Genomic DNA, 22,079 nt, shown 5'->3' on the forward strand with positions numbered 1-22,079 from the left:
ATTATGAAGAGAAGTATTGTACAGTATTTGTCATCAGTAGTTTTGTCGGCAACTTTGTTGGCTTGTGCTGAGTCGCCTAAAACCTTGCCTTATCTGGGGAACAAAGAAGCCGTTGAGAAAACGGTTGATGGAAAAGTTGTGGTCGATACGATTTATCATACCATTCCTGATTTTGAATTTATCAATCAGGATTCTGTAAAAATCACGCAAGAATTTGTAAAAGGTAAAATCTATATTGCTGATTTCTTTTTTACTACTTGCCCAACTATTTGCCCTAAAATGAAAACGCAAATGTTGAGGATTTATGAAAAGTACAAGGATAATCCAAACGTAATTTTACTTTCTCATTCAATCGACCCACGCCACGATACGCCAGCGGTGTTGAAGGAATTTAAAAGTAATTTGGGTATCAAGGGGAATTCTTGGCAAATGGTGACGGGCGAGAAGGCTAAAATTTTTGAAATCGGACAAAAAAGTTATATGGTTTCTGCCGCCGACGACCCTACACAACCGGGCGGAGTAGTGCATAGTGGGGCATTTATTTTGGTAGATAAAGACCGTCACATTCGTGGAATTTATGATGGAACTGTGCCTGCGAAAGTAGATAATTTGATGGATGATTTAGAAATCCTACTAAAAGAAACAAAAACAAAATGAATAAGGGAGAAGCGTTGAGAAGTTCAAGTGTAAAAGTAAGCTTAGGAATGTTATTGTGTTTTGCAGTAGCAACATTGTTTACTTCATGCGACAGCCAGCAGGAGCTTAAAAGAAAGCAATATTATATCGACGGACAAGCACTTTACAAAACCCATTGTGCCAACTGTCATCAAGATAAAGGCGAAGGTTTAGCAGGACTTTATCCACCAATTGCTGGTTCTGATTTTTTAAAGAATAATAAAGCATTAATACTTTGCTCGATGCGTAACGGACTGACGGACACCATTACGGTAAACGGGAAAGTATATCATCAGCCAATGCCTGCCAACTCGCAATTACAGGCACTTGATGTAGCCGAAATCGCTACTTTTATTTATACTGAATGGGCAGGAGATACAGCCATTACAGATGTAAAAGATGTACAAAAAATATTAGCAACTTGTAAAAACAAAGTGGAATAATAAAAAAGGCGATGTGATGAACATCGCCTTTTTTATTATGGTAAACTTTTCACATTCAGTACACCTGTTACTTTCCGAAGTTTATAATCAGTAAAATCTTGATTTGAGTCCATTCCTACACCGTGTAATACTTGCTGAGGCGTTTTTACATCTACGGGCTTATCTGTATAAATTTTCTTGTTATCCACATTCCAGTACAGTTCGTCTGTTTCCAGTACTTCTTGTTTTACTTGGTTGTTAATAACCACACGCCCCATGATATGATACACATTTTTAATTCTGATGTATCGTGCCGAATCACTTCTTAATGTCGTGCTATTATTGCCAAATTTGTCGAAAAAGAAAACCCGAACTTCATGTGGATATACTTTATCTTCATTAGGCATGGTCAGTTGGCTTTCTGTGGACATTTTCACAACCATTCGGGCGGAGTCGGAGTACACCATATTTACGCCATAAACTTCTGAAAGTGGGCCATTATAAGTTTTTCTGTCCATGACCTTTTTTTCTTCTTTGCAGGCCGTAAGTATTAAAAATAATACAATACAAGGCCCTAAAACAGATTTGACAACTCGGAACTGAGTTGTCAAATCTGTTTTATACTTTATGATATTTTGTAAAAGCTTCATATTGAAAATAATATTAATCAATTTTTGGCTTGCGGAACCAGTAGAAATCACCCAATGAGAAACCTACGACCACTTTGTTATATACTTCTTCTAAGCCATTGGTTGCCAAAACACCTCTTTTACCTCTTACAAAACCAATATTAATGTATGAAATAGTTCTGAGTGGTAAAGAAACACCAACCGAGAAACTCATGTCTTTTGCAGGCTCGCCACCGTTTAATGAATACGGAGACTGTGTGTAATTTGCACCTACACGGTACATTACGTGATTGAAATATCCAGAAATAGCATCAAACTGAGGAATGTACTCTGCCCCAACGGCTACGGTATAAGCGTCTTTTAAATTATCCGAACTACCACTTACATTACTGAATCCCGACCATTTGGTAGTAGAGTAATCTAATGAAACCAATAATTTACCCGGTTTTTCAAGACTGATTCCTACTTTATAATTGGCAGGAAGTTTTACATTTCCATTAGTTTGTTCGAGTGTATCAGCATTGATAAGCGTAATGCCCGACGAATCATAAATATCAAAACTTTTAAAGCTTTTAGTTTTAACATTTTGTGCAAAATCTGCCGTTGCACCAATATTCAAGAAATAATCTTTACTAATTTTTGGTCTCCAAGCATAGCCTAATTTAAAATGTACGCCACTATAATTGGTTCTATTGGCTAAAGTTACTTGATAACGCTGTGCATCATTGAAGTTTTGAGTAACTACATTTCGGTTGATAACCCCAAAGATTAAAGAACTTTCTAAGCCAATTGCCATGTTTTTTCCTAACTTGAAACCATTGCTTACTACGGCTTTGTTAAGTCCGCCACTACCGCTATAAGTATAAGTGATACTATCTGTACCCAAAATGTTACTTTTTCTTGAAGCTACCGTTTTATAGTCAACAGTACTGTATGGAGTAAGCCCTAAAGCAAGCGTCCATTTTGGCGAAGCAGGGAGTGCTAAAAAAATTGGGCCAATCGTTCCAGAATATGTCCCCGAACGCTGTGCCGTATTCTGCATAGATTTAAACTCTGTATTTACCCCCATTTCAAAAACCGTATAACGGTTTCTAACTAACATGGCAGGGTTTAGCGTATTGATATAAAGTCCGTTTGAACTGGCAACCCCCAAACCGCCAGACATAGAGTTGACAGCTGTTCCGCCATTGTAAACTTCACCAACACCTAAAAAAGAATAAGGAGAGTTAGTTTCTTGTGAGTATGATTGAAAAGCCGAAAAGCAGCAGAAAGCAAGAACCCAAAAGTGTTTGAAAAATAGAGAGCTTTTGCTCGTTGGTTTGAAATTTGAAATACTATTTATTTTGTTCGACATTATATTCTAAAATTCTGTTAAGTCCAATCAGCACTAACTCTGGAATTACAAAGTTCGGGTATTTTATGCGGTTTGCAAAGAATGTAGCATCGCCCCCGCACAAAATGACGTTAATTTTTGTTAAAACTTTCTGGTATTCTTCAATAAAACCGTTCATTTCAGCACAAATTCCGTTCATTACGCCACTTTGCATGGCGTGTTTTGTACTCTTTCCGATGATACTTGGCAAGGCTTCGGGTTCTAATAACGGCAAACGTTGGGTAAAAGTATTCATTGCCTTGAATCGCATATTTACGCCCGGCGAAATAATTCCGCCGTGAAATTGTTCGGAAGTATCCACTAAATCGTAGGTAATACAAGTACCCATATCGATAATCATCGCATTTTCGGATGGGAATACTACTCTTGCACCAACGCCAGCCGCAATGCGGTCTGCACCGAGTGTTTCGGGAGTATCGTAAAGCTTGACGAGCGGTACGGGTGTTGTATTTTTTAACAGAAAAATTTGAGCATCAATGTCAGCAAAATCTTCTTTGAGTTGTTCTTCTGAATAACTAACAGATGAAACAATAATACGCTCTGGATTGACGGATTTTACATACTTTTGTAAATCTGAATACGTAAATTTCCAATGTATTTCTAAGCATTTCCCTTGGTGGAAAAGACCCGTTTTTGCAAAAGTATTGCCCAAATCAATGGCTAAATTCATGAGTATAAAGCGTGGAAAACATAAAATGAATACAAGATTTTATCGTTCTGACAAAGGAATGTTTTCGGCAAAACACCAATTCGTTATCACGATTATTGCATATTAAACCCAAAAATTAAATAGTATGGAATTCTTACAAACTGAAATTCTTGAAAATAAAGTTAGTGATATTCTCTGGTTTATCGGTATTCTAAGCTACGGACTCCTGTTGAAGCGGTTGCTTTCGGTTCTTTTCACCAAAATACTTTATCGTTTTATCAAACATGACTCCGTTTCGATTCAGACTTGTATCGATATGCTCGGAAAGCCCGTCGAGCTATTTATAGTGTTGATGATTGTTAGTTCGAGTGCTTTTTATCTTCATTTCCCTAATGCTTGGAACTTAGAATCGCCCGAAAATTTCGGATTGAAAATGATTCTTTCAAAGGGTTTTCAATGCTTGATTATCATTTCGATCAACTGGATACTTGTAAGAGTTATCAAATTTATTTCACTTATTTTTCAGGAAAGAGCCGCTTTAACCGAAACAAAATTAGATGACCAATTCGTCCCATTTTTTAAAGATTTGGTGATTCTGCTGGTTTCAACGCTTTCATTTTTTCTGATACTTGGCGTTGTTTTTAAAATAGATGTAGTTGCTTTAGTAACTGGGCTTGGTATCGGAGGACTTGCGATTGCCCTTGCTGCTAAAGAAACTTTAGAAAACCTTTTTGCTTCGCTTACGATTTTTGTAGATTTCCCTTTTGTGGTGGGCGATTCTATCCAAATTGATAAAGTAGCAGGTGATGTAGAAAAAATTGGTTTCAGAAGTACCCGAATCCGTACCGCAGACGGAAGTTTAGTAACCATTCCCAATCGTTTACTCACGGCTCAGGCTTTAGAAAACATGAGTTCTCGCCAATTCAGACGAGCAAAGTATCATGTGAAATTACAGATAGAAACGTCTTCTGAAACTGTTTATAAAATCGTACACGAAATACAAGAAGAAGTAGTAAAGCACGAAAAAATATACAAAACCGACCCCGGTGTAACTCGTTTTGAAGGTTTTGGCGAAGGCTCTTTAGATATTTTAGTTTCATACAATGTGGCAGGGAATAATGCTGCGGTGTTGAATGCTACCAAAGAGGAAATCAATTATAAAATCATTGAAATTGTAGAGAGAAATGGGGCAAAATTTGCCAATCCAGTGCGTTGATGAGTGGAAAAAGGTTGTTTTATTACTTCAAGATATTTATCTGTCTGAAATTTGTTAATTGTTTGTCTTTCAGTAAATTGACAAAAATAAGATGCCCAAAATTATTGTAAGTACTTAATTCCAAAAACAATGAGAAAAATTATATCAACTTTACTAATCTTTTGTACGATGTCCGCAATCTCCGCTCAAGTACCTTATCCAACTTTGGGGAAAATAACCCAATTCGACCCAGCCTTAAAAACACTTATTTCAACAGATGCCAAAATTGAAGTATTGGCATCGGGCTATATCTGGACAGAAGGCCCCGTGTGGTTGAAAGAAAGTAATTCATTGCTTTTTTCGGATGTGCCAGCCAATACCATTTATCATTGGAATGAAAACGAAGGCATAAAAGTATTTTTGAAACCTTCGGGCTATACTGGACTTGGCCCTTATAGCGAAGAACCCGGAAGTAATGGTTTAATCATCAATCAAAAAGGAGAATTGGTAGCTTGCGAACATGGCGATAGACGGGTAAGTGCAATGCCACTAACAAGTGGAGGTAAACGTACTTTGGTAGATAATTTTCAAGGAAAAAGATTTAATAGTCCCAATGATATTGTTCAACATTCGAGCGGAACTTATTATTTTACCGACCCGCCTTATGGCTTGCCTAATAAGCAAGACGATGCCAGCCGTGAACTTGATTTTGGCGTGTATCGTATCGCTACGGATGGAAAAGTTACTTTAGTTGCCAACGATTTGGTACGTCCGAATGGTTTGGCTTTTTCACCAGACGAGAAAACACTCTACGTGGCTCAGTCGGACAATGACAGAGCTATTTATATGGCATACCCTGTAAAACCAGACGGTACTTTAGAAAAAGGAAGCGTATTTTTCGATGCAACCCCGATATTAAAAGAAGGGCCGTTCAGTGGTTTGCCCGATGGCATGAAAATCGACAAAAAAGGAAATTTATTCGCTACTGGGCCGGGAGGAGTATTGATAATTTCGCCAGAAGGAAAACTTTTGGGGCGTATCGAAACGGGTTTGGGTACTGCCAATTGTGCTTGGGGAAATGATGGTTCAACGCTGTATATCACTGCCAAAAATTATCTTTGTAGAGTGCGAACCCTTACAAAAGGTATAGGATTTTAAAAAATAGGCTTACAATCCACCTCCGATTGTAAGCCTATTAGCTTAAAATAAGTACAATACACCAAAACCAGTATAGTTTGAGATATTTCCAGAAACATTTAAACTATGTGAATTTTGTGTATAATTGTCGTTGTCTGCATGAAAGTACGTATAACCAAGGTCGAGTTGTCCTAAACTTAAATTCAGCATCAAGTTATTTTTTACTTGGTAAACAAAGTTCAGCGGCGACAGATTGACACCCGCCGTAGCACCACTGATACTTGATTCGAGCGTATTGTTGACACTTGTCCCCCAAAGACCTGCCAACGAAAAAGTAGATTTTGGAGCGATATAAAATTGATTAAAAATCTTTACAAATTTGCCAAATTGTACGGCTGGGCCTAAAGTATATTGTTTGAAAGTATTTTCGTCTTCAATTTGCGAACGAATCCCAAGCGTGATACCATAGGCGATATAAGTATTATTCTTTTTGATTCTGCCCGTCAAAAAATTTAAGTTGGTAGTTAAATATGAGTTTTTGAGTGTAGCCGTTGATAGTTTAGATTCATAGAAGTCATTAGTAAAACTCAAAGAAAGGTTTCCGCTGTAAATTTTTTTACCTTCTAAATCTTGTGCAGATAAAAATGAGCAAGTACAGCAAAAGAGTACAGTAATCAAGAGTATTTTTTTCATTTTATTGTTGTTTGACGTGGAGGAAAAATAGCAAGATTTTCAAGCTAATAAGTTGACTGGTAATCTGGAGGAAATAAAATAATTATTATTTACGAATATAAAAGAATGAAAACAATTTACACGATTAGCCTGCTAATTCTTTCAAATGTGTTTATGACTTTGGCTTGGTATGGGCATTTACAGTTTAAAAATATTACTTCGCTCAAAAATTTGGGCTTTTTTGCTGTCATTCTCATTAGCTGGGGTTTAGCTTTTTTTGAATATATTTTTCAAGTACCTGCTAATAAAATAGGTTATAAAGGTAACGGTGGCCCATTTTCGATGTTTGAACTCAAAACGATTCAAGAAGCCATTTCTCTGATAGTTTTTGCTTTTATGACTACTTTCGTTTTTCGTACCGAAAAAATGGGCTGGAATCATTTAGTAGGTTTTGGCTTAATTGTACTGGCTGTTTATGTGATTTTCAGAAAATGGTAAGGTACTGATTTTGGATTGGGAAATTCGGATTGCGGATTTTTTTTCGTAAAATTGCTCTGTAAAGCATGATAAATTGGAAATGTATTTTTAAATGTTTTTTGAGTAAAGTATAGAACTCAACTTGTAAAAATTACTCATCCAAGTATCAAAATTCATAATGACCAATGGTTTCAAGAGAAAAAATAAAGCTGGTTTTTGAAGAAATGGGCAGAGTAGTGGTTGGGCATGAAAAATTGACGAACCGATTACTGATTGGACTTTTCACGGGCGGACACGTACTGTTGGAAGGTGTACCCGGACTTGCAAAAACTTTGTCTGTCAATACTTTATCCAAAATTCTTAAACTCGACTTTCACCGTATTCAATTTACCCCCGATTTACTTCCTGCCGATTTGATTGGAACGATGATTTACAGTAGAAAATCAGATGATTTTGAAGTAAAAAAAGGGCCTGTTTTTGCTAACATTATTCTTGCCGATGAAGTAAACCGAGCTCCCGCTAAAGTACAATCTGCCTTGTTGGAAGCCATGCAAGAAAAACAAGTAACCATCGGCGACTATACTTATCCGCTTGATAAACCATTTTTGGTACTGGCAACCCAAAACCCCGTTGAACAAGAAGGAACGTTTCCACTACCTGAGGCACAGGTTGACAGATTTATGCTAAAAGTATTTGTGGATTATTTGAATAAAGAGCAAGAGTTGGAGGTAATGCGGAAGATGTCGAACATGGATTTTAATTATCAGCCACAGGCAATTCTTGATAAAGACGATATTTTTAAAATCAAAAAAGAAATTAATGATATTACGATTTCAGAAACTTTAGAACGCTATATCATTGAATTGATTTTTGCCACACGAAAACCGGGCGATTATGGTTTGAGAGAAGAAGCTCGCTATGTACAGTTCGGTGCTTCGCCAAGGGCGAGTATCAACCTGAATTTAGCGGCGAAAGTATTAGCGTATTTAGACGGAAGAGATTACGTTTTACCAGAAGACATCAAGGAAATTGCACCAGACGTACTAAACCATAGAATTATGCTGAATTATGAAGCAGAAGCCGACGGAATCACAACGATGCAAGTAATAGACACTATTTTGCGAAGAGTAGCGATTGGTAGATAATCAAAAGGGGATGATTGTACAATCATCCCTTTTTTTTATGCGATTCTTTTTTTCAAAATTGGATACGCCAACACCGCCGCCAAAATTACGAAAGTACCTAAGTAAAAGCCCAACGTCATGCGTTCTTTTTCGCCAAAGATAACAAAGGCTAAAATGATACCGTAAACGGGTTCAAGATTTAACGTAAGGTTGAAAGTAAAAGCCGAAAACTTTTTGATTAATTCCACGCTTTCGGCAAAAGCATACACCGTACAAACAATAGCAAGAATCATCAGCCAGAGCCAATCGTATCCCTGTGGAATGATTTTTAGGTTTTCTTCGCCAAAAAAGAATAAGTACACTACGGGGAAAAAAGTAAAAATAGCCGACCCCATCATTTCGTACAGCGTGATAACTTGTGGCGTATAATGTTTAGAAAAACGATTGTTGATAACGGAAAATAAAGCACTCAGAAATGCCGAAAATATTGCTATCAACAAGCCAGCAAGATGACTAAATTCAAACAGAAAAATCAAATATAAACCCACAATCGTCAGTAGTCCTAAGCCTACTTCAACCAACTGTATTTTTCTTTTATTCCAAATAGGTTCAATAAAGCTCGTCCAGAGTGAAGTCGTAGAAAGTCCAGCCAAACAAATAGCTACCGTCGAGATTTTAGCAGCATAAAAGAAAGTAAACCAATGGAGGGCAATCATTCCGCCCATAAGCAATAGTTGGCCAATAATTTTGGGAGGAACTTTATAAGGAATTTTCTTTACAGAAAAGTATAAAAACAGCCCCAAAGCCGCCAAAAAAGTCCTGAAAAAAACCACACTTAGCGAATGCACCGAAATCAATGCCCCAAGTATTGCGGTAAAACCAGCAATCAGAACCACAAAGTGAAGTTGTAAATAATCTTTTACGCTGTTTGTTTTCATGAAGTATTAGGAGTTGTGAATTAAAGAGCATTTTTCAATGCCATACTCATAACTTAATTGGTACTGACGAATTTAAAATGTTACTGTTGATTTGGGATTTCTGAATGTTGATAAAAGGGTTTTGTTTTTAATGAAATACTTCTAAAAAAATCGTTCAATTAATCCGACATCCAATATCAAACATCCTACATTACGAACTCTCACTTATCTCGGCACTGTATAATATAAAATGAAGCCAATACCAGTAAACACAATATTAGGAAGCCAAACAGCCAATAGCGGAGGCATTCCACCAGACTGGGCAATTCCTTTACTCATCATAAAAAACAAGATGTATAAGAATGCCAGCATAAAGCCCAAAGCAATTTGAAAACCAACTCCACCACGAGCTTTTCGGGCAGAAACAATTACGCCAATTACACTCAGAATAATTACCGAAAACGGATTAGCAAAGCGAAGGTACTTTTCAATCAAAAATACTTCAATTCCATCCGAACCACGGCTACGCATTTGGTCGAGGGTTTGTTCAAGCTCAGAATTCGTCAGCGTTTCGTGGATTTGATAAGTACTTTCAAAATCTTTTGGAAGTAGATTAAGTGTTGTATCAATCTTTGCACCGTAGCTAAGTTTTTGTTTACCATCAGGCAAAAAAGTACGGATACGATAATCGTAAATCGTCCATTTTCTTCGAGTAGAGTCCCAAGTAATATGGTCGGCAAGGAGTTTAGATTTTAGCGTATTTCCCTCAATTTTATCAATAGAAAATCTAAAACCTGTTTTTGTTCCAGTATCATAGCTTTCCATATAAGCGTAATCCTGTGGGGCGATTTTGATATGCACATCTCGTCCACTGTAATAATATGAGCCTACAACATACTTGCGTTCAAAAGCAATACGAGTTTTATTAGCAATAGGGATAATCCAGCCAACCATAAAAAAAGTAAGCACGCCGATAATAGAAGCCGAAATAATATATGGACGAATAAAACGAGTGAAACTTACTCCCGTACTTAGAATAGCAATGATTTCGGTACGAGAAGCCAAATTTGCCGTAAAAAATACCGTAGCGATAAACACCATCAGCGGACTAATATAATTAGCCCAATAGGGAATAAAATTAAGGTAATAGTCAAACAAAACCGCTCTAACAGATGCCTTATTATCAATAAAATTGTCAATTTTTTCGGTATAATCAATTACCATAATAATGGTAACAATGATAATAACCGCAAAAATGTAAGTTTTTAGAAATTTTTTAATGATGTATAAATCAAGAATTTTCATTTTTTATCAAGTCACAATAGCGACAACCGCAGCTATTCAAATCATAATATTCTACAAAGCTACGAATAAAAAAAAACTCTATGGTTTGAAGCACAAAATTGAAGGATTAAAAATTGTTAATAGGCTTAAATCTACTGCGATACATAAGGGATTACTTCAATCGTTAAGCTTCGTCCGAGTAAAGCATCTGCGAATGTATTTTGGGTAATTTCGATGAGTCTCTGTTCATCAGCATAATTTTCACTTAAATGCTTACCCTGAATAGTTTGTACAGAGAGAGAATCTTCATCTACTTGTAAAACATTAAAGGAAATATTACTGAATCGGAGATGTGCTTGAGCTTGTTGTTCAATGACTGATTTTTGCTCGTCGTTTAGATAATGAATCTGGGCTAAATTTTTGATGATTTCCATAAGTGCTAAAATTTAAAAGGAGTTAGATTAAAAATAGTAAAAGTTCTTTAAAAGAATGAGCGTTTTTGTAAAAGTAAAGAATTTAAGCGAATTTGTAAAAACAACTAAAAAGCAAAAAGAGTGTAAATTGCTGATATTTAGCTATTTACACTCTTTTTATTTGGCTTTTAATTGCCCCAAAAGTACCGGGGACGGGAATCGAACCCGTACGAACTTGCGTTCACAGGATTTTAAGTCCTGCGTGTCTACCAGTTCCACCACCCTGGCATGAAATTAAAGATATTACTCTAATCTCTTAAACTTAAAAAGCACCATAAGGTGCTTCTATAAGCTGAGCGAAAGACGAGGTTCGAACTCGCGACCTCAACCTTGGCAAGGTTGCGCTCTACCAGCTGAGCTACTTTCGCTTGTGATTCTTTTGAATTTTTTGTTGTAATTCCGTTGAATTGTGGTGCAAAATTATGCGATAGATTTCTTCTGTGCAAGCTTTTTAAGAAAAAAAATAACAAGAATTTTTGATAAAATTTATAAATAGTTGATTTTGTTTGAATTAAGTCTTGATTTTTTTTGAGATTTTTTCATGGTTTGGATGAATTCAAAACATAAAATGGACTATTTATTACTTCTAAAAATAGAAACTGTAAAAATGAAGCTGTTTAAAGGCTCTACTTTTTGTATTAAAAAGGCGAGTAAATTTTTCTGTTGGTACAAAAAATGATTTTAAAAGCCAATTTGAAGAAATATTAAGACAAACCCACGCTTGGTTGTACTTTTATTAAAATTGATTCCAATAAAAAAAGAGTAATTGTTGAAAAACAACTACTCTTTTCTGTAACACCCCAATCAAATTACTCTATCACTACTCTCTTAGCTGTACCGTCTTCTCCTTGTGTAACAGTAACGAAAACTGTGCCTTTGGTATTTTTCTTTAATTCAACTTGTCCCATAAATTCGCCTTGAAAATCTTTGAATTTTTGAGAACCAACCTCTTTTCCATTTACATCGGTAACGATTACGTTCACATCTCCTTTTTCAGGCGTATAAAATTTTAGATTCAGTTTATTATCGAAAGGCTTATTCGGATAAATTTTGAGAGCTTTTACCGTTTTTGATTCATTGAATGGGTCTAAATTTTTAAAGTCGCCATCAAAGTTGAATTTAAACTCCTTCATCATCGGTTGCAACGAACCAAAAAGGTTGTCATGCTCGCCATCGTTGAATTCAAATTCAAGTTCATCTTGGTCATTATCGTCAAATTTTTTCTCAATTTTTTTGCCGTCCTTGTAAATTTCAATTCGCTTCTGATTTTTACGTGGAGAACGAGCTGAACGTGGCTCATTGATGGCAATGTCGTCGTTTCTATCAACTTTAATTCTGATTTGTTTGCGTGCTTGGTCGCCATTGGCTGCAAAAAGCGAATCTGTAATGTGGTTGATTAGATTTTCTTTTTCCTCAGCATTCATGCCTTGGGCATTATAAGTACGGTCGAAAACTTGTTTTTGTCCTTTTTCGGTTGTTTCTACGTGGATTTTAAGTTTACCGTCTTTTTCCTCAATGTTTTGAGTGATATTTTTCTGAGCCATTGCCGACAAGCTACCTACAAGCAAAATGGCTGTACTGAGTGTTTTAATGTAATTTTGCATAGTATTACTGAGTTTACGGATTTTGTTAAAATCAATTTAAAAATTTCATCAAACAAACTTAATCAACCTATTCTGTTTCAAATCATTGTTCTTTGTTAAAAGATGTTAAACGGATTAGATTGCTTCAGTTTTAGTTTAATTTTGTTGCCATGAAATAGACACAGACACTTTTGAAAAGTTGCAATAGATTATTCTGAAAAATTGAAAAATGCTCCATTGCACTTGAAAAAGATTGAAATAAGTGTTTAGCAATCTGGCAAAATGGTTGAGAAAGTATGACTAAAAGAAAGATACAATATATTATCGCTTTGATGGCTTTTGCTTTGTTGGGTTTAATAGCCTTCCAAATGTATTGGCTGGGTTTTACTGTACGTTCAAAAAATGACCAGTTTGGTAGCGATGTTCGTGATGCGATGCAACAAGTAGTGCGTAAACTTGGTAAGCAAGAGTTTTATTACTTTGTACAGCGAAAAATAGAAGCCGAAGAAAAACAAAAGCAACTTTTGGCAATAGCCAAGCCTATTACAGAAAAAGTAAAAGACAAAGCAAAAGAAAAAGTACCCAGTCGTGGAGCAAACCAGTCGGCTTTGGGTTTGGATAAAGTTGGAGCTACGCCTTTTCCGTCTGATATTTTGGTTTCTAAAGGAACGGAAATTTTACCTAATGGCGAAATTCGTGAATATCAGGAATTTTCGATGAACATGGATTTGCAAGATTTTCAAAACCGTTTGAATGAACACAAGCAGTTGGATGAAATTTTTACAGAAGTTTTGCAACAACATCAAAATATGCTTTTGAAGCAAGATTCTATGCAAAAAGCCAATACTTTGATGGAAAAACGAAAAAAAGTAAAAGTAAATCAAAGGCATGTAGATGAGGTAGTAATTGACACTGGCAATAAAGTGAAAAACAAAGCAGAAATTGCCAAAGAGGTGTTTAATGATTTCTTGTTTTCAAAAAGAAATATTTATGAACGAATCAACTACCAAGTATTAGATTCTTTGTTGAAATATGAAATCAAAATGAAGGGAATAGAAATTCCTTTTGAGTACGGAATTAGTAGCCAAGAAGAACCCAATTATTTGCATTATGCCTCGTCGATGAAGTATAAAATGAATGGATTGAAGAGCAATAAAGATACTTATATCGTCAATCTTTTTCCGAATGATTATGCCAATTCTGAGAATTATCTGAGAGTATATTTCCCAAATCAAGACCGATACATTATCAGAAATATTTGGGTAATGTACGCCACTTCATTGTTGTTGATTTTGGTGGTTTTGAGTTGCTTTTATGTAGCTGTAAGTACGATTGTAAAGCAAAAACAATTGGCTGATATTAAGAATGATTTTATCAATAATATGACGCATGAGTTTAAAACGCCAATTTCTACCATTTCGTTGGCGACTCAAATGTTACAAGATGAAGCCATTGCGGCAAGTCCGTCGATGTTCAAACGGTACTTAGGTATTATTCGAGATGAAAATAAGCGTTTAGGTTCGCAAGTAGAGAAAGTACTCCAAACGGCTCAAATGGAAAGAGGAGACGTACAATTGAAGCTGAAAACGGTTGATGTTCATGAAATTATTGAGAAAGTATTAGAAAATATTAGTCCGCAAATTGAATTGCGTGAAGGCATCATCGACTTAGATTTACAGGCTGAAATCACAGAAATTGAAGCGGATGAAGTACATTTGACCAATATTATCTTTAATCTTTTGGATAATGCCAACAAGTATTCACCCGAAAAACCTGAAATTACGATTGCTACTAAGAATACCGAAAAGGGAATTTCAATTACGATAAAAGATAAAGGTATTGGGATGAGTAAAGAATCTTTGAAGAATATTTTTGAAAAATTCTATCGAGTTCCAACTGGTAATTTACACGATGTTAAAGGTTTTGGATTGGGATTGAGCTATGTAAAGAAAATGATTCAAGAACATCACGGAAAAATAAACGTACAAAGTAAGCTGAATGAAGGTAGTGAATTTGAGGTAATTTTACCGATTTACATTACTTCATAACAAAATTAGTATATCCAATTAATCATTATTCCTATTTATTTTTATTAACATGACGAAGATTCTCCTTGCCGAAGACGACCCCAATTTAGGTACTTTACTTCAAGAATATTTAACGATAAAAGGCTACGAAACTATTTTAGCAAAAGATGGCGATGAGGCTCTTACAAAGTTTGTACAGCAAGATTACGACCTTTGTATTTTTGATGTAATGATGCCTAAAAAAGACGGTTTTACTTTGGCAAAAGAAGTACGAATGTCTGATAAAGATACGCCAATCATTTTTCTGACGGCAAAGGCGATGAAAGAGGATACTTTGCAAGGGTTTAAATTGGGTGCAGACGATTATATGACCAAGCCTTTTTCGATGGAAGAGTTGTTGGCTCGCCTGCAAGCTGTTTTGCGAAGAAGCCAGAAAGTAGAGTTACAAAACGAGAAGATTTCAAATTTCACAATCAAAGGTTTTGCTTTTGATGCTGAGAAGCAAATTTTAGTAAGAGATGGCGTTTCGCAAAAATTGACAGTGAAAGAATCGGCACTATTGAAATTACTTTGTGAAAACATGGGTAAACCTGTAAGTAGAAGTTTTGCTTTGAAAATGGTTTGGGGCGACGATACTTATTTCAATGCCAGAAGTATGGATGTGTATATTACGAAATTGAGAAAATTCTTAAAAGAAGAACCTGATATTCAAATTGTTAATTTACATGGAGAAGGTTTTAAATTGATAGTATAAATAAAAAAGCATTGGCGATATACAGCCAATGCTTTTTTATTTAGTATTTATTTTTGAAGTCAAAAGCATATTCCGATGCTCCGTTTTTCTGTAAATATTCCAGTCGTTCTTTGGCTTCTTCAAGGCTTGGTGTATGTCCTTCGTCGATATACCAAAATACAGTAGAAGCTTTCCCGAATTTTTCAAACCATTTGTTTCTGTCTCGCATTACTGCCGAATGTGCAGATTTGAAAACATATTCCATTAAATCGTCCATAGATTCCCAAACAGACATATTCACAATGATTCTCTCATCATCAAAAGGTTGAATACTGGTAGCATTACCACCTTCATCTTTCAATCGCCAAACAAAGCCTTTGCTACTTTCAGCAAGTTGATTGATGCGGTCCAATTGTGCAACAAAATCTGCCATCAAGGGGTCTTGGATATTTGCAGAAATCATTCTTGAAATATTTAGCTGAGCTAAAAGTTTTTTCTTCATATAGCTTCTTAGATGGTTACTTCTTCTTTTACAACGGGCGGTTTTTTGCCAGCCAATTGTCCACAAGCAGCGTCAATATCTTTCCCTCTTGAACGACGAACATTTACAACCATGTTTTTACTTTCTAAAAACTGAGCAAATTTCGATAAAGTTTGTGGGTCAGTATTGGTATAATTGGCTTCAGCAATTGGGTTGTACTCGATAATATTGATTTTACAAGGAAACTGTTTGGCAAATTCCCAAAGCTCTTTTGCATCTTGTAACGTATCGTTGAAACGATAGAAAAGAATATATTCTAAGGTAATTCTGTTGCCCGTTTTCTTGTAAAAATGCAATAAAGCATCTTTCAGAGCTTCCAAAGTATTGGATTCGTTGATGGGCATAATTTGATTACGCTTTTCGTCGTTGGCGGCATGAAGCGAAAGTGCCAAATTGAATTTTACTTCATCATCGCCCAATTTTGTAATCATTTTTGCAATACCAGCCGTAGAAACTGTAATACGTTTTGGTGACATTCCTAAGCCTTCGGGCGAAGTGATGTAATTGATAGACGACAACACGTTGGCATAATTCAACAAAGGTTCGCCCATACCCATATACACAATGTTGGTAAGCGGAGTTTGGTAATGCGATTCTGCTTGGTCACGAATTAAAACTACTTGGTCGTAAATTTCGGCTGGGTCGAGGTTTCTTTTTCTGTCCATATAACCCGTAGCACAGAATTTACAAGTAAGCGAGCAACCCACTTGCGAAGAAACACAGGCTGTCATTCTATCGTCGGCAGGAATCAATACACCTTCTACTAAATTATGGTCGAATAATTCAAAGGATGATTTGATGGTTCTGTCTGAACTTACTTGTTTTTCAGATACTTTTACGGCTCTGATGTCGAAGTTGTTTTCTAACAACTCACGAGTTTTCTTAGAAAGATTAGTCATTTCCTCGAAAGTATGAGCCGATTTTTTCCAAAGCCATTCATAAATTTGTTTAGCTCTGAAACCCTGTTCGCCATGCTCTGTCAAGAAATCTTTGATTTGAGCCAACGATAATTTACGTATATCTTTTTTGGTGATTGTTGCTTTTTCCATGAATTTGGCAATCGTTACTCTGAGTTTTACCGAAAGTAAGATTATTTTTATCGACAAAAAAAGAGCAAAGATTGGCGTCTTTACTCTTTAGGTTAATTTTTCACAAAGTTAAGGATAAAAACAAACCAAACCAAGATGTTGGTATGGGATTGATAATCAAATGTTTATAAATATTAATATTGTAGCTTTAAAACTATTGAAGGCATGAATCGAAGTCATGCCTTCAATAAACGGTATTTTAGCATAATACTTTCTCACTTCATCCCCTCCAACAGCAATTCAGCCAAGTCATATACTTTTACAGAATCTTCTTTTTCTTTGTTTTTCACACCGTCCGACATCATTACCATACAAAATGGACAAGCTACGGCAATGGTGCTTGCTCCTGTGGCTAAAGCGTCTTCAATGCGTTCTATATTGATGTCTTTGTTCCCTTTTTCGGGTTCTTTAAACATTTGTCCGCCGCCAGCACCACAACATAAACCTTTGGTCTTGCAACGTTTCATTTCTACTAAATCAGCATCTAATGCTTCCAAAACCGAGCGTGGGGCCTCATAAATATCATTGGCACGTCCTAAATAACAAGAATCATGGTAAGTAATTTTCTTGCCCTTAAATTCGCCACCGCCTTGTAATTTTATTTTTCCAGCATCAATTAATTGTTGCAAAAAAGTAGAGTGATGAATTACTTCATAATTTCCGCCCAAAGCTGGATATTCATTTTTTAAAGTATTAAAACAATGTGGACAAGCCGTCACGATTTTTTTTACACCATAACCATCCAATACTTGAATATTCATAGTGGCTTGCATTTGAAATAGAAATTCGTTTCCTGCTCTGCGTGCGGGGTCACCTGTACAAGATTCTTCTGTGCCAAGTACAGCGAATTTTATCCCAACTTGATTTAGGATTTTTGTAAAAGCAATCGTTACTTTTTTGTATCGGTCATCAAACGAACCTGCACAACCCACCCAAAACAAAATCTCAGGGCTTTCGCCTGTACTCATCATTTCTGCCATTGTTGGCACTTTATATTCTATTTCTTGTGTCATTTCTTTATTGATAAATCTTTTATTTTGCTGGATAAGTCTTTAAGTTTTCACTATATTTGCAATGAACAAAGACGTTTTGGACGTTAGGAGGAGGGATAAATATTTTTAGGCACTCGCTCGTTGTTTTTAAAAGGAACTGTCAGGAATGATGGTTCTTTTTTATTATACGCATTGAGTTTAGTGCTAACTGTTTTTTCCCTGTTCTCACTTCTTTAATAATTACGTATTTGTCACCAATTATTTTCTGAAATTGAAAAACATCTTTTCCCAACTTATTTTTTCCATCATAGAAAACAACATCAGGATTCTCTAAAATTTCAGGGATTAGGGTAAAATCTTCGTCTGTAATAGCTACTTGTCCTTTTGGTGTTTCAATTTCAGGTATTCCATGATTTTTAATAATATGTTTTACAGCATAAACATCTATCGAAAACCGATAATTTCTTAGTTCAATACCTGATTGATTTGTCAAAAGAACAGATAACTCTGGAGATATTTCACCAATAATCAAAACTTTGTTTTTATTTTCGGTGTCTGTTTTTGCTAAGGTTAGAATTTCGTTTAAATCCATTGGTATGTATGAAATTTTAGTCTCTATTTATTTCCTCCTGCATCTGTTTAGCCGTTTTTCTTGAACCATCGTGACTCCAACCCGGAGGAGCAAAAATATAGTTGAAAGCGTTTTTCAGTGAACCTGCCTTCCAAACGTCTTTGGCAATATCAATCCACTCGCTGAAAGCAATTTTCACAGGATTATAAGTCTTTAAATTGTTGGTCAAACCATAGGTCGGTCGCTCTTCTTCTTCAATAAAAGTACCGAACATTCTATCCCAAATAATCAAAATACCTGCGTAGTTTTTATCCAAATACTTCACATCCGAACCATGATGCACTCTATGATGCGAAGGCGTATTAAAGATAAATTCAAAAGGTTTCCACATTTTACCAATGGTTTCGGTGTGAATCCAATACTGATAAAGCAAGCTAATTTGTTGCATAATCACCACGACGATGGGATGGAAACCAAGAATGGGCATCCACAGATAAAAAATGAATGAACCCGAAATATTGCCCGTCCAAGTTTGTCGAAGTGCCGTTGCCAAATTATACTTTTCAGATGAATGATGCACTTTGTGCGAAGCCCAGAAGTATCGAATCAGATGTGCTTCTCTGTGAAACCAATAATAACTAAAGTCATCGGCGAAAAACGCTAAAACCCACATCCACCAAGCCGAACCGTCTAAAGTAAAAACATGAAAATTTTCGTACAAGTACAAAAAGATAAAAGCGATAAACGTTTTCGTGATTAAGCCCGTGAATAAATTTCCCAAACCCAAAGCGATAGAAGTAAAAGTGTCTTTTACTTCCAAATAATCTTTTTGTTCACGAGTAATAAAAATTGCCTCAAGAATAACCGTCAGCACAAAAAACGGAACAGCGTATAAAATTAGATTAGGAGCCATTGAGCGTAATTTGAAAATTTGAAAATGAGCTAAATTTGAAAATAACCGACAACTGAAATCTGATTGCCCAAAGCCTTTATTTTAAAATTTTATCTAAAAACAGCTCAGTTTTTCTTTGAACGTGTTGATAATCTTTTGATAAAACATAAGAGCCAATCACATGATTTCCAGCATTTGGGAAAACTACTTTTTGTTTTTGATTGGTAGCCACGCCTAATTCATCATACATTTTTAGCATCGCTGGCACAGAAACTACTTTGTCTTGTTCTTCTTCATTTTTATAGTAATATCCCAAAAAAGTTGGGCATTTTACTTTTGCAAAAGTTTCTGGAGTCATTACGTTTGTCAAGAAATTCTGTAAAGCAATTACGCCATTGATATGATAATGCGTACTCCAATATTTGGCATGAATCGGATTGTGAGGAGGGAAGTCTCTTACCTCTGAACCTGTCACCAATTTTGCCATAGCTAATCCCCAATGATTGTCCAACAATTCGGCATTATTATCAAAAATCTTGATACAAGGTGAGTAGAGTACGATGGCTTTAATTTCTGGATGTTGCGAAGCCAAATACAAAGTCAACGCTCCGCCGAAAGATGTTCCGACCACGATTACTTCATCTCCCAGTTTTTTGCCAATTGCCAAAGCCTCTTCGGCTGAATTAATAAAATCATCGGCTTTTACGTTTTTCATTGTAGAATCGCCCAAATCAATGCCATGACCAGCCAAGCGAGCCAAGTACAGATTTGCTCCGTACTTCTTTGCCAAATTGGTATGAACTGGGTCGCCTTCTTCCTGACTTGCCGAAAAACCGTGGATATATACAATGGCTAATTTTGATTTTACTTTTTTGGCGGTATCAGCCCAAATGATTCTTGCTTCACAGTCTGGGCGAATGCCTACTACGGCTTTTTCAGCAGTATTGATTTTTGTTTCTAAGTCCGCCAATGAATCTGGCAATTCAAAAGCGGGTACTTTCATCGAAGGGGCATCAGGCTTTGGCCCCATTAAATAACCAAAAATGCCAACGACAAACAGTATAATTAATACTCTTGATAATGGTTTCATTATTCAAAAATTGTTTTGTTTCTTACTAAAATAATTTCAGAAATCTCATAGCTCACAGCTCAAAACTCACAGCTTTATTTCACTTCATTCGCCCAATTGAATCTATCCGAAGTCGCAAATTTCCACGGAGCTTGATTGGTTTCTAAATTTGAAAACATTGCATTCCAAGAAGCTGGAGCATCTGATTCTTCCATGATTTGATAGCGACGCAATTGCAGAATAATATCTAAAGGCGAAATATTAATCGGACATTCCTGCACGCAAGCATTGCAAGTAGTACAAGCACGCAACTCTTCGGAAGTAATATAGCTTCCGTACAAAGCTTTGCCGTCTTCTACAAAAATGCCACCGTTTACAACAAGGTTTCTACCTACTTCTTCAAGTCGGTCACGGGTATCCATCATGATTTTTCGTGGTGACAAAGCTTTGCCCGTTAAATTGGCAGGACAAGACGAAGTACAGCGACCGCACTCTGTACAAGAATAGGCATCCATTAAGTTTTTCCAAGATAAATCTTTGATGTCTTTCGCTCCGAAACGAGCAATTTCAGTACTTGCCTCAGTATCAGGCTGTGCCAAACCCAACATAATTTGTACTTCTTTTGTCACTTCTGGCATATTCGGAATTTCGCCTTTTGCTTTCAGATTCGAGAAGTATGTATTCGGGAATGCCAAGAAAATATGTAAATGTTTGGAATAAGTAACGTACAAAGCAAAACCCAAAATACCCAAAATATGTAGCCACCAAGCCGTGCGTTCGTAAATAATTAGAGCAGTTTCATTCCAATTGCTGAAAATGGGTTTCAAGAAAGTACTAATTACAAAAGAACCCACTGGATGATAATGTTCGTTGCCACGTTCTTGCAAAATGCTATCAACAGCATTCATACTGAGGAGAGCCGTCATTAAAATAATTTCAGCAAAAAGAATATTATTGGCATCAATGACAGGAAAACCATTTAATTCTCGGTGCCGAGTAGCTTGTAGGCGTTCTACTTTGGTAATATTTCTACGAATCAAAAACACCACACAAACCAAGAGTACGCCAGCGGCTAATATTTCAAAGAAATTAATCAAGAAAGTATAAAAGCTACCCAAAACAGGAGCAAAAAGCCGATGAGTTCCCAAAATACCATCCAATACAATTTCCAGTACTTCAACATTAATCAACAAAAAACCTGCATAAATGACAAAGTGCATAATGCCAACAATGGGGCGGTCGAACATCTTTTTTTGTCCGAATGCAATGCGTAGCATCGTCTTCAATCGTTCAGAAGGATTATCCGAACGGTCTTCATCTCTGCCCAATAGAATGGTTTTTTTTATGATTTGTATGCGTTTTGAAATAAAATAAGCCGCCAAACCGAAAGCTGCTACGAAGAGAATTTGTTGGATGATTTGCATAGTTCAGAAAAAATAAGTTTTGGTACTTATTTATTTTTAAAATGAATCAGAACCCTTTTTGATGAATTTAAGGTAAATCTTGTACTTTATTTAACAATTTACTGATTTTATT

At 36.0% G+C, this 22,079-nt stretch carries 23 protein-coding genes and 2 tRNA genes; 8 read left to right on the top strand and 17 right to left on the bottom strand.

The genetic code is table 11. The features are described 5' to 3' along the window. The first annotated feature begins 3 nt into the window (after positions 1 to 3). Positions 4 to 657, top strand: a complete 654-nt coding sequence (locus VB248_RS00245; RefSeq protein WP_323294725.1) for an SCO family protein — start codon at positions 4 to 6, stop codon at positions 655 to 657. Further along, positions 654 to 1,118, top strand: a complete 465-nt coding sequence (locus tag VB248_RS00250) for a c-type cytochrome (protein WP_323294726.1) — start codon at positions 654 to 656, stop codon at positions 1,116 to 1,118. Before VB248_RS00245 ends, VB248_RS00250 begins: the two co-directional genes overlap by 4 nt. Before the next feature lie 35 nt (positions 1,119 to 1,153). Here VB248_RS00250 and lptC read toward each other — a convergent pair whose 3' ends face one another. The 3 genes from lptC to VB248_RS00265 form a co-directional block, all read right to left on the bottom strand. Further along, the gene (gene lptC / locus VB248_RS00255; RefSeq protein WP_323294727.1) at positions 1,154 to 1,615 is read right to left on the bottom strand and encodes an LPS export ABC transporter periplasmic protein LptC; all 462 of its coding nucleotides are present in this window, start codon (positions 1,613 to 1,615) and stop codon (positions 1,154 to 1,156) included. Positions 1,616 to 1,760: 145 nt separating this feature from the next. Continuing rightward, the gene (locus VB248_RS00260; RefSeq protein ID WP_323294728.1) at positions 1,761 to 3,080 is read right to left on the bottom strand and encodes a hypothetical protein; all 1,320 of its coding nucleotides are present in this window, start codon (positions 3,078 to 3,080) and stop codon (positions 1,761 to 1,763) included. Further along, positions 3,061 to 3,789: a type III pantothenate kinase gene (locus VB248_RS00265; protein ID WP_323294729.1), complete on the bottom strand. Its 729-nt coding sequence runs from the start codon at positions 3,787 to 3,789 to the stop codon at positions 3,061 to 3,063. The genes VB248_RS00260 and VB248_RS00265 overlap by 20 nt, the downstream gene beginning before the upstream one ends. A 124-nt stretch (positions 3,790 to 3,913) precedes the next feature. Between VB248_RS00265 and VB248_RS00270 the strand changes: the two genes are divergently transcribed. Both VB248_RS00270 and VB248_RS00275 read left to right on the top strand, forming a co-directional pair. Continuing rightward, on the top strand, positions 3,914 to 4,984 hold the full coding sequence (locus VB248_RS00270; RefSeq protein WP_323294730.1) for a mechanosensitive ion channel family protein: 1,071 nt from the start codon (positions 3,914 to 3,916) through the stop codon (positions 4,982 to 4,984). Positions 4,985 to 5,152: 168 nt separating this feature from the next. Then, positions 5,153 to 6,121: an SMP-30/gluconolactonase/LRE family protein gene (locus VB248_RS00275; RefSeq protein ID WP_323294731.1), complete on the top strand. Its 969-nt coding sequence runs from the start codon at positions 5,153 to 5,155 to the stop codon at positions 6,119 to 6,121. A 42-nt stretch (positions 6,122 to 6,163) separates the two neighbouring features. Here the strand turns inward: VB248_RS00275 and VB248_RS00280 are convergent, their stop codons facing one another. Further along, a complete protein-coding gene (locus VB248_RS00280) occupies positions 6,164 to 6,793 on the bottom strand; it encodes a hypothetical protein (protein ID WP_323294732.1) in 630 nt (209 codons plus the stop codon). 105 nt (positions 6,794 to 6,898) lie between these two features. Between VB248_RS00280 and VB248_RS00285 the strand changes: the two genes are divergently transcribed. Next, positions 6,899 to 7,270 (top strand): DMT family protein, encoded by a 372-nt coding sequence (locus tag VB248_RS00285; protein ID WP_323294733.1) that lies wholly within the window; start codon positions 6,899 to 6,901, stop codon positions 7,268 to 7,270. A gap of 164 nt (positions 7,271 to 7,434) precedes the next feature. Next, positions 7,435 to 8,394 (top strand): AAA family ATPase, encoded by a 960-nt coding sequence (locus VB248_RS00290; protein WP_323294734.1) that lies wholly within the window; start codon positions 7,435 to 7,437, stop codon positions 8,392 to 8,394. A 35-nt stretch (positions 8,395 to 8,429) separates the two neighbouring features. Here VB248_RS00290 and VB248_RS00295 read toward each other — a convergent pair whose 3' ends face one another. The 6 genes from VB248_RS00295 to VB248_RS00320 form a co-directional block, all read right to left on the bottom strand. After that, positions 8,430 to 9,311: a DMT family transporter gene (locus tag VB248_RS00295; protein ID WP_323294735.1), complete on the bottom strand. Its 882-nt coding sequence runs from the start codon at positions 9,309 to 9,311 to the stop codon at positions 8,430 to 8,432. A gap of 204 nt (positions 9,312 to 9,515) precedes the next feature. Then, positions 9,516 to 10,595: an LptF/LptG family permease gene (locus tag VB248_RS00300; protein WP_323294736.1), complete on the bottom strand. Its 1,080-nt coding sequence runs from the start codon at positions 10,593 to 10,595 to the stop codon at positions 9,516 to 9,518. Between the two features lie 131 nt (positions 10,596 to 10,726). Next, positions 10,727 to 11,008 (bottom strand): hypothetical protein, encoded by a 282-nt coding sequence (locus tag VB248_RS00305; protein ID WP_323294737.1) that lies wholly within the window; start codon positions 11,006 to 11,008, stop codon positions 10,727 to 10,729. A gap of 183 nt (positions 11,009 to 11,191) precedes the next feature. Further along, positions 11,192 to 11,275, bottom strand: a tRNA-Leu gene (locus VB248_RS00310). A gap of 67 nt (positions 11,276 to 11,342) precedes the next feature. Beyond that, positions 11,343 to 11,415: transfer RNA gene (locus VB248_RS00315), tRNA-Gly, on the bottom strand. Between the two features lie 441 nt (positions 11,416 to 11,856). Beyond that, entirely contained in the window at positions 11,857 to 12,651 is a 795-nt protein-coding gene (locus tag VB248_RS00320; RefSeq protein ID WP_323294738.1) for a T9SS type A sorting domain-containing protein, read from the bottom strand. 275 nt (positions 12,652 to 12,926) lie between these two features. On the opposite strand from VB248_RS00320, the gene VB248_RS00325 reads away from it, so the two are divergent. Next, positions 12,927 to 14,678 carry a sensor histidine kinase gene (locus VB248_RS00325; RefSeq protein ID WP_323294739.1) on the top strand — a complete coding sequence of 584 codons (1,752 nt, stop codon included), beginning with the start codon at positions 12,927 to 12,929 and terminating at the stop codon, positions 14,676 to 14,678. Between the two features lie 49 nt (positions 14,679 to 14,727). Then, positions 14,728 to 15,411 carry a response regulator transcription factor gene (locus VB248_RS00330; protein ID WP_323294740.1) on the top strand — a complete coding sequence of 228 codons (684 nt, stop codon included), beginning with the start codon at positions 14,728 to 14,730 and terminating at the stop codon, positions 15,409 to 15,411. Between the two features lie 40 nt (positions 15,412 to 15,451). Here the strand turns inward: VB248_RS00330 and VB248_RS00335 are convergent, their stop codons facing one another. The 7 genes from VB248_RS00335 to VB248_RS00365 all read right to left on the bottom strand — a co-directional run bounded on the left by VB248_RS00335 (position 15,452) and on the right by VB248_RS00365 (position 21,967). Next, entirely contained in the window at positions 15,452 to 15,892 is a 441-nt protein-coding gene (locus VB248_RS00335; protein ID WP_323294741.1) for a DUF3291 domain-containing protein, read from the bottom strand. An 8-nt stretch (positions 15,893 to 15,900) separates the two neighbouring features. Beyond that, positions 15,901 to 16,980, bottom strand: a complete 1,080-nt coding sequence (gene rlmN / locus VB248_RS00340) for a 23S rRNA (adenine(2503)-C(2))-methyltransferase RlmN (protein WP_323295055.1) — start codon at positions 16,978 to 16,980, stop codon at positions 15,901 to 15,903. A 254-nt stretch (positions 16,981 to 17,234) separates the two neighbouring features. Next, on the bottom strand, positions 17,235 to 18,032 hold the full coding sequence (locus VB248_RS00345; RefSeq protein WP_323294742.1) for a (Fe-S)-binding protein: 798 nt from the start codon (positions 18,030 to 18,032) through the stop codon (positions 17,235 to 17,237). A 139-nt stretch (positions 18,033 to 18,171) separates the two neighbouring features. Beyond that, a complete protein-coding gene (locus VB248_RS00350) occupies positions 18,172 to 18,603 on the bottom strand; it encodes a PBECR3 domain-containing polyvalent protein (protein WP_323294743.1) in 432 nt (143 codons plus the stop codon). A gap of 16 nt (positions 18,604 to 18,619) precedes the next feature. Continuing rightward, complete coding sequence (locus VB248_RS00355; protein WP_323294744.1) at positions 18,620 to 19,495, bottom strand: sterol desaturase family protein; 876 nt, start codon at positions 19,493 to 19,495, stop codon at positions 18,620 to 18,622. Positions 19,496 to 19,571: 76 nt separating this feature from the next. Then, a complete protein-coding gene (locus VB248_RS00360; RefSeq protein WP_323294745.1) occupies positions 19,572 to 20,564 on the bottom strand; it encodes an alpha/beta hydrolase in 993 nt (330 codons plus the stop codon). 74 nt (positions 20,565 to 20,638) lie between these two features. Further along, complete coding sequence (locus VB248_RS00365; RefSeq protein ID WP_323294746.1) at positions 20,639 to 21,967, bottom strand: (Fe-S)-binding protein; 1,329 nt, start codon at positions 21,965 to 21,967, stop codon at positions 20,639 to 20,641. Positions 21,968 to 22,079: the final 112 nt, after the last annotated feature.

The sequence above is a fragment of the Arcicella rigui genome (genome assembly GCF_034929435.1).
Lineage (GTDB): Bacteria > Bacteroidota > Bacteroidia > Cytophagales > Spirosomataceae > Arcicella > Arcicella rigui.

Coding starts and splice junctions, on each gene's coding strand:
- VB248_RS00245 (WP_323294725.1), top strand. CDS start 4: ATGAAGAGAAGTATTGTACAGTATTTGTCATCAGTAGTTTTGTCGGCA.
- VB248_RS00250 (WP_323294726.1), top strand. CDS start 654: ATGAATAAGGGAGAAGCGTTGAGAAGTTCAAGTGTAAAAGTAAGCTTA.
- lptC (WP_323294727.1), bottom strand. CDS start 1,615: ATGGACAGAAAAACTTATAATGGCCCACTTTCAGAAGTTTATGGCGTA.
- VB248_RS00260 (WP_323294728.1), bottom strand. CDS start 3,080: ATGTCGAACAAAATAAATAGTATTTCAAATTTCAAACCAACGAGCAAA.
- VB248_RS00265 (WP_323294729.1), bottom strand. CDS start 3,789: ATGAATTTAGCCATTGATTTGGGCAATACTTTTGCAAAAACGGGTCTT.
- VB248_RS00270 (WP_323294730.1), top strand. CDS start 3,914: ATGGAATTCTTACAAACTGAAATTCTTGAAAATAAAGTTAGTGATATT.
- VB248_RS00275 (WP_323294731.1), top strand. CDS start 5,153: ATGTCCGCAATCTCCGCTCAAGTACCTTATCCAACTTTGGGGAAAATA.
- VB248_RS00280 (WP_323294732.1), bottom strand. CDS start 6,793: ATGAAAAAAATACTCTTGATTACTGTACTCTTTTGCTGTACTTGCTCA.
- VB248_RS00285 (WP_323294733.1), top strand. CDS start 6,899: ATGAAAACAATTTACACGATTAGCCTGCTAATTCTTTCAAATGTGTTT.
- VB248_RS00290 (WP_323294734.1), top strand. CDS start 7,435: ATGGTTTCAAGAGAAAAAATAAAGCTGGTTTTTGAAGAAATGGGCAGA.
- VB248_RS00295 (WP_323294735.1), bottom strand. CDS start 9,311: ATGAAAACAAACAGCGTAAAAGATTATTTACAACTTCACTTTGTGGTT.
- VB248_RS00300 (WP_323294736.1), bottom strand. CDS start 10,595: ATGAAAATTCTTGATTTATACATCATTAAAAAATTTCTAAAAACTTAC.
- VB248_RS00305 (WP_323294737.1), bottom strand. CDS start 11,008: ATGGAAATCATCAAAAATTTAGCCCAGATTCATTATCTAAACGACGAG.
- VB248_RS00320 (WP_323294738.1), bottom strand. CDS start 12,651: ATGCAAAATTACATTAAAACACTCAGTACAGCCATTTTGCTTGTAGGT.
- VB248_RS00325 (WP_323294739.1), top strand. CDS start 12,927: ATGACTAAAAGAAAGATACAATATATTATCGCTTTGATGGCTTTTGCT.
- VB248_RS00330 (WP_323294740.1), top strand. CDS start 14,728: ATGACGAAGATTCTCCTTGCCGAAGACGACCCCAATTTAGGTACTTTA.
- VB248_RS00335 (WP_323294741.1), bottom strand. CDS start 15,892: ATGAAGAAAAAACTTTTAGCTCAGCTAAATATTTCAAGAATGATTTCT.
- rlmN (WP_323295055.1), bottom strand. CDS start 16,980: ATGGAAAAAGCAACAATCACCAAAAAAGATATACGTAAATTATCGTTG.
- VB248_RS00345 (WP_323294742.1), bottom strand. CDS start 18,032: ATGACACAAGAAATAGAATATAAAGTGCCAACAATGGCAGAAATGATG.
- VB248_RS00350 (WP_323294743.1), bottom strand. CDS start 18,603: ATGGATTTAAACGAAATTCTAACCTTAGCAAAAACAGACACCGAAAAT.
- VB248_RS00355 (WP_323294744.1), bottom strand. CDS start 19,495: ATGGCTCCTAATCTAATTTTATACGCTGTTCCGTTTTTTGTGCTGACG.
- VB248_RS00360 (WP_323294745.1), bottom strand. CDS start 20,564: ATGAAACCATTATCAAGAGTATTAATTATACTGTTTGTCGTTGGCATT.
- VB248_RS00365 (WP_323294746.1), bottom strand. CDS start 21,967: ATGCAAATCATCCAACAAATTCTCTTCGTAGCAGCTTTCGGTTTGGCG.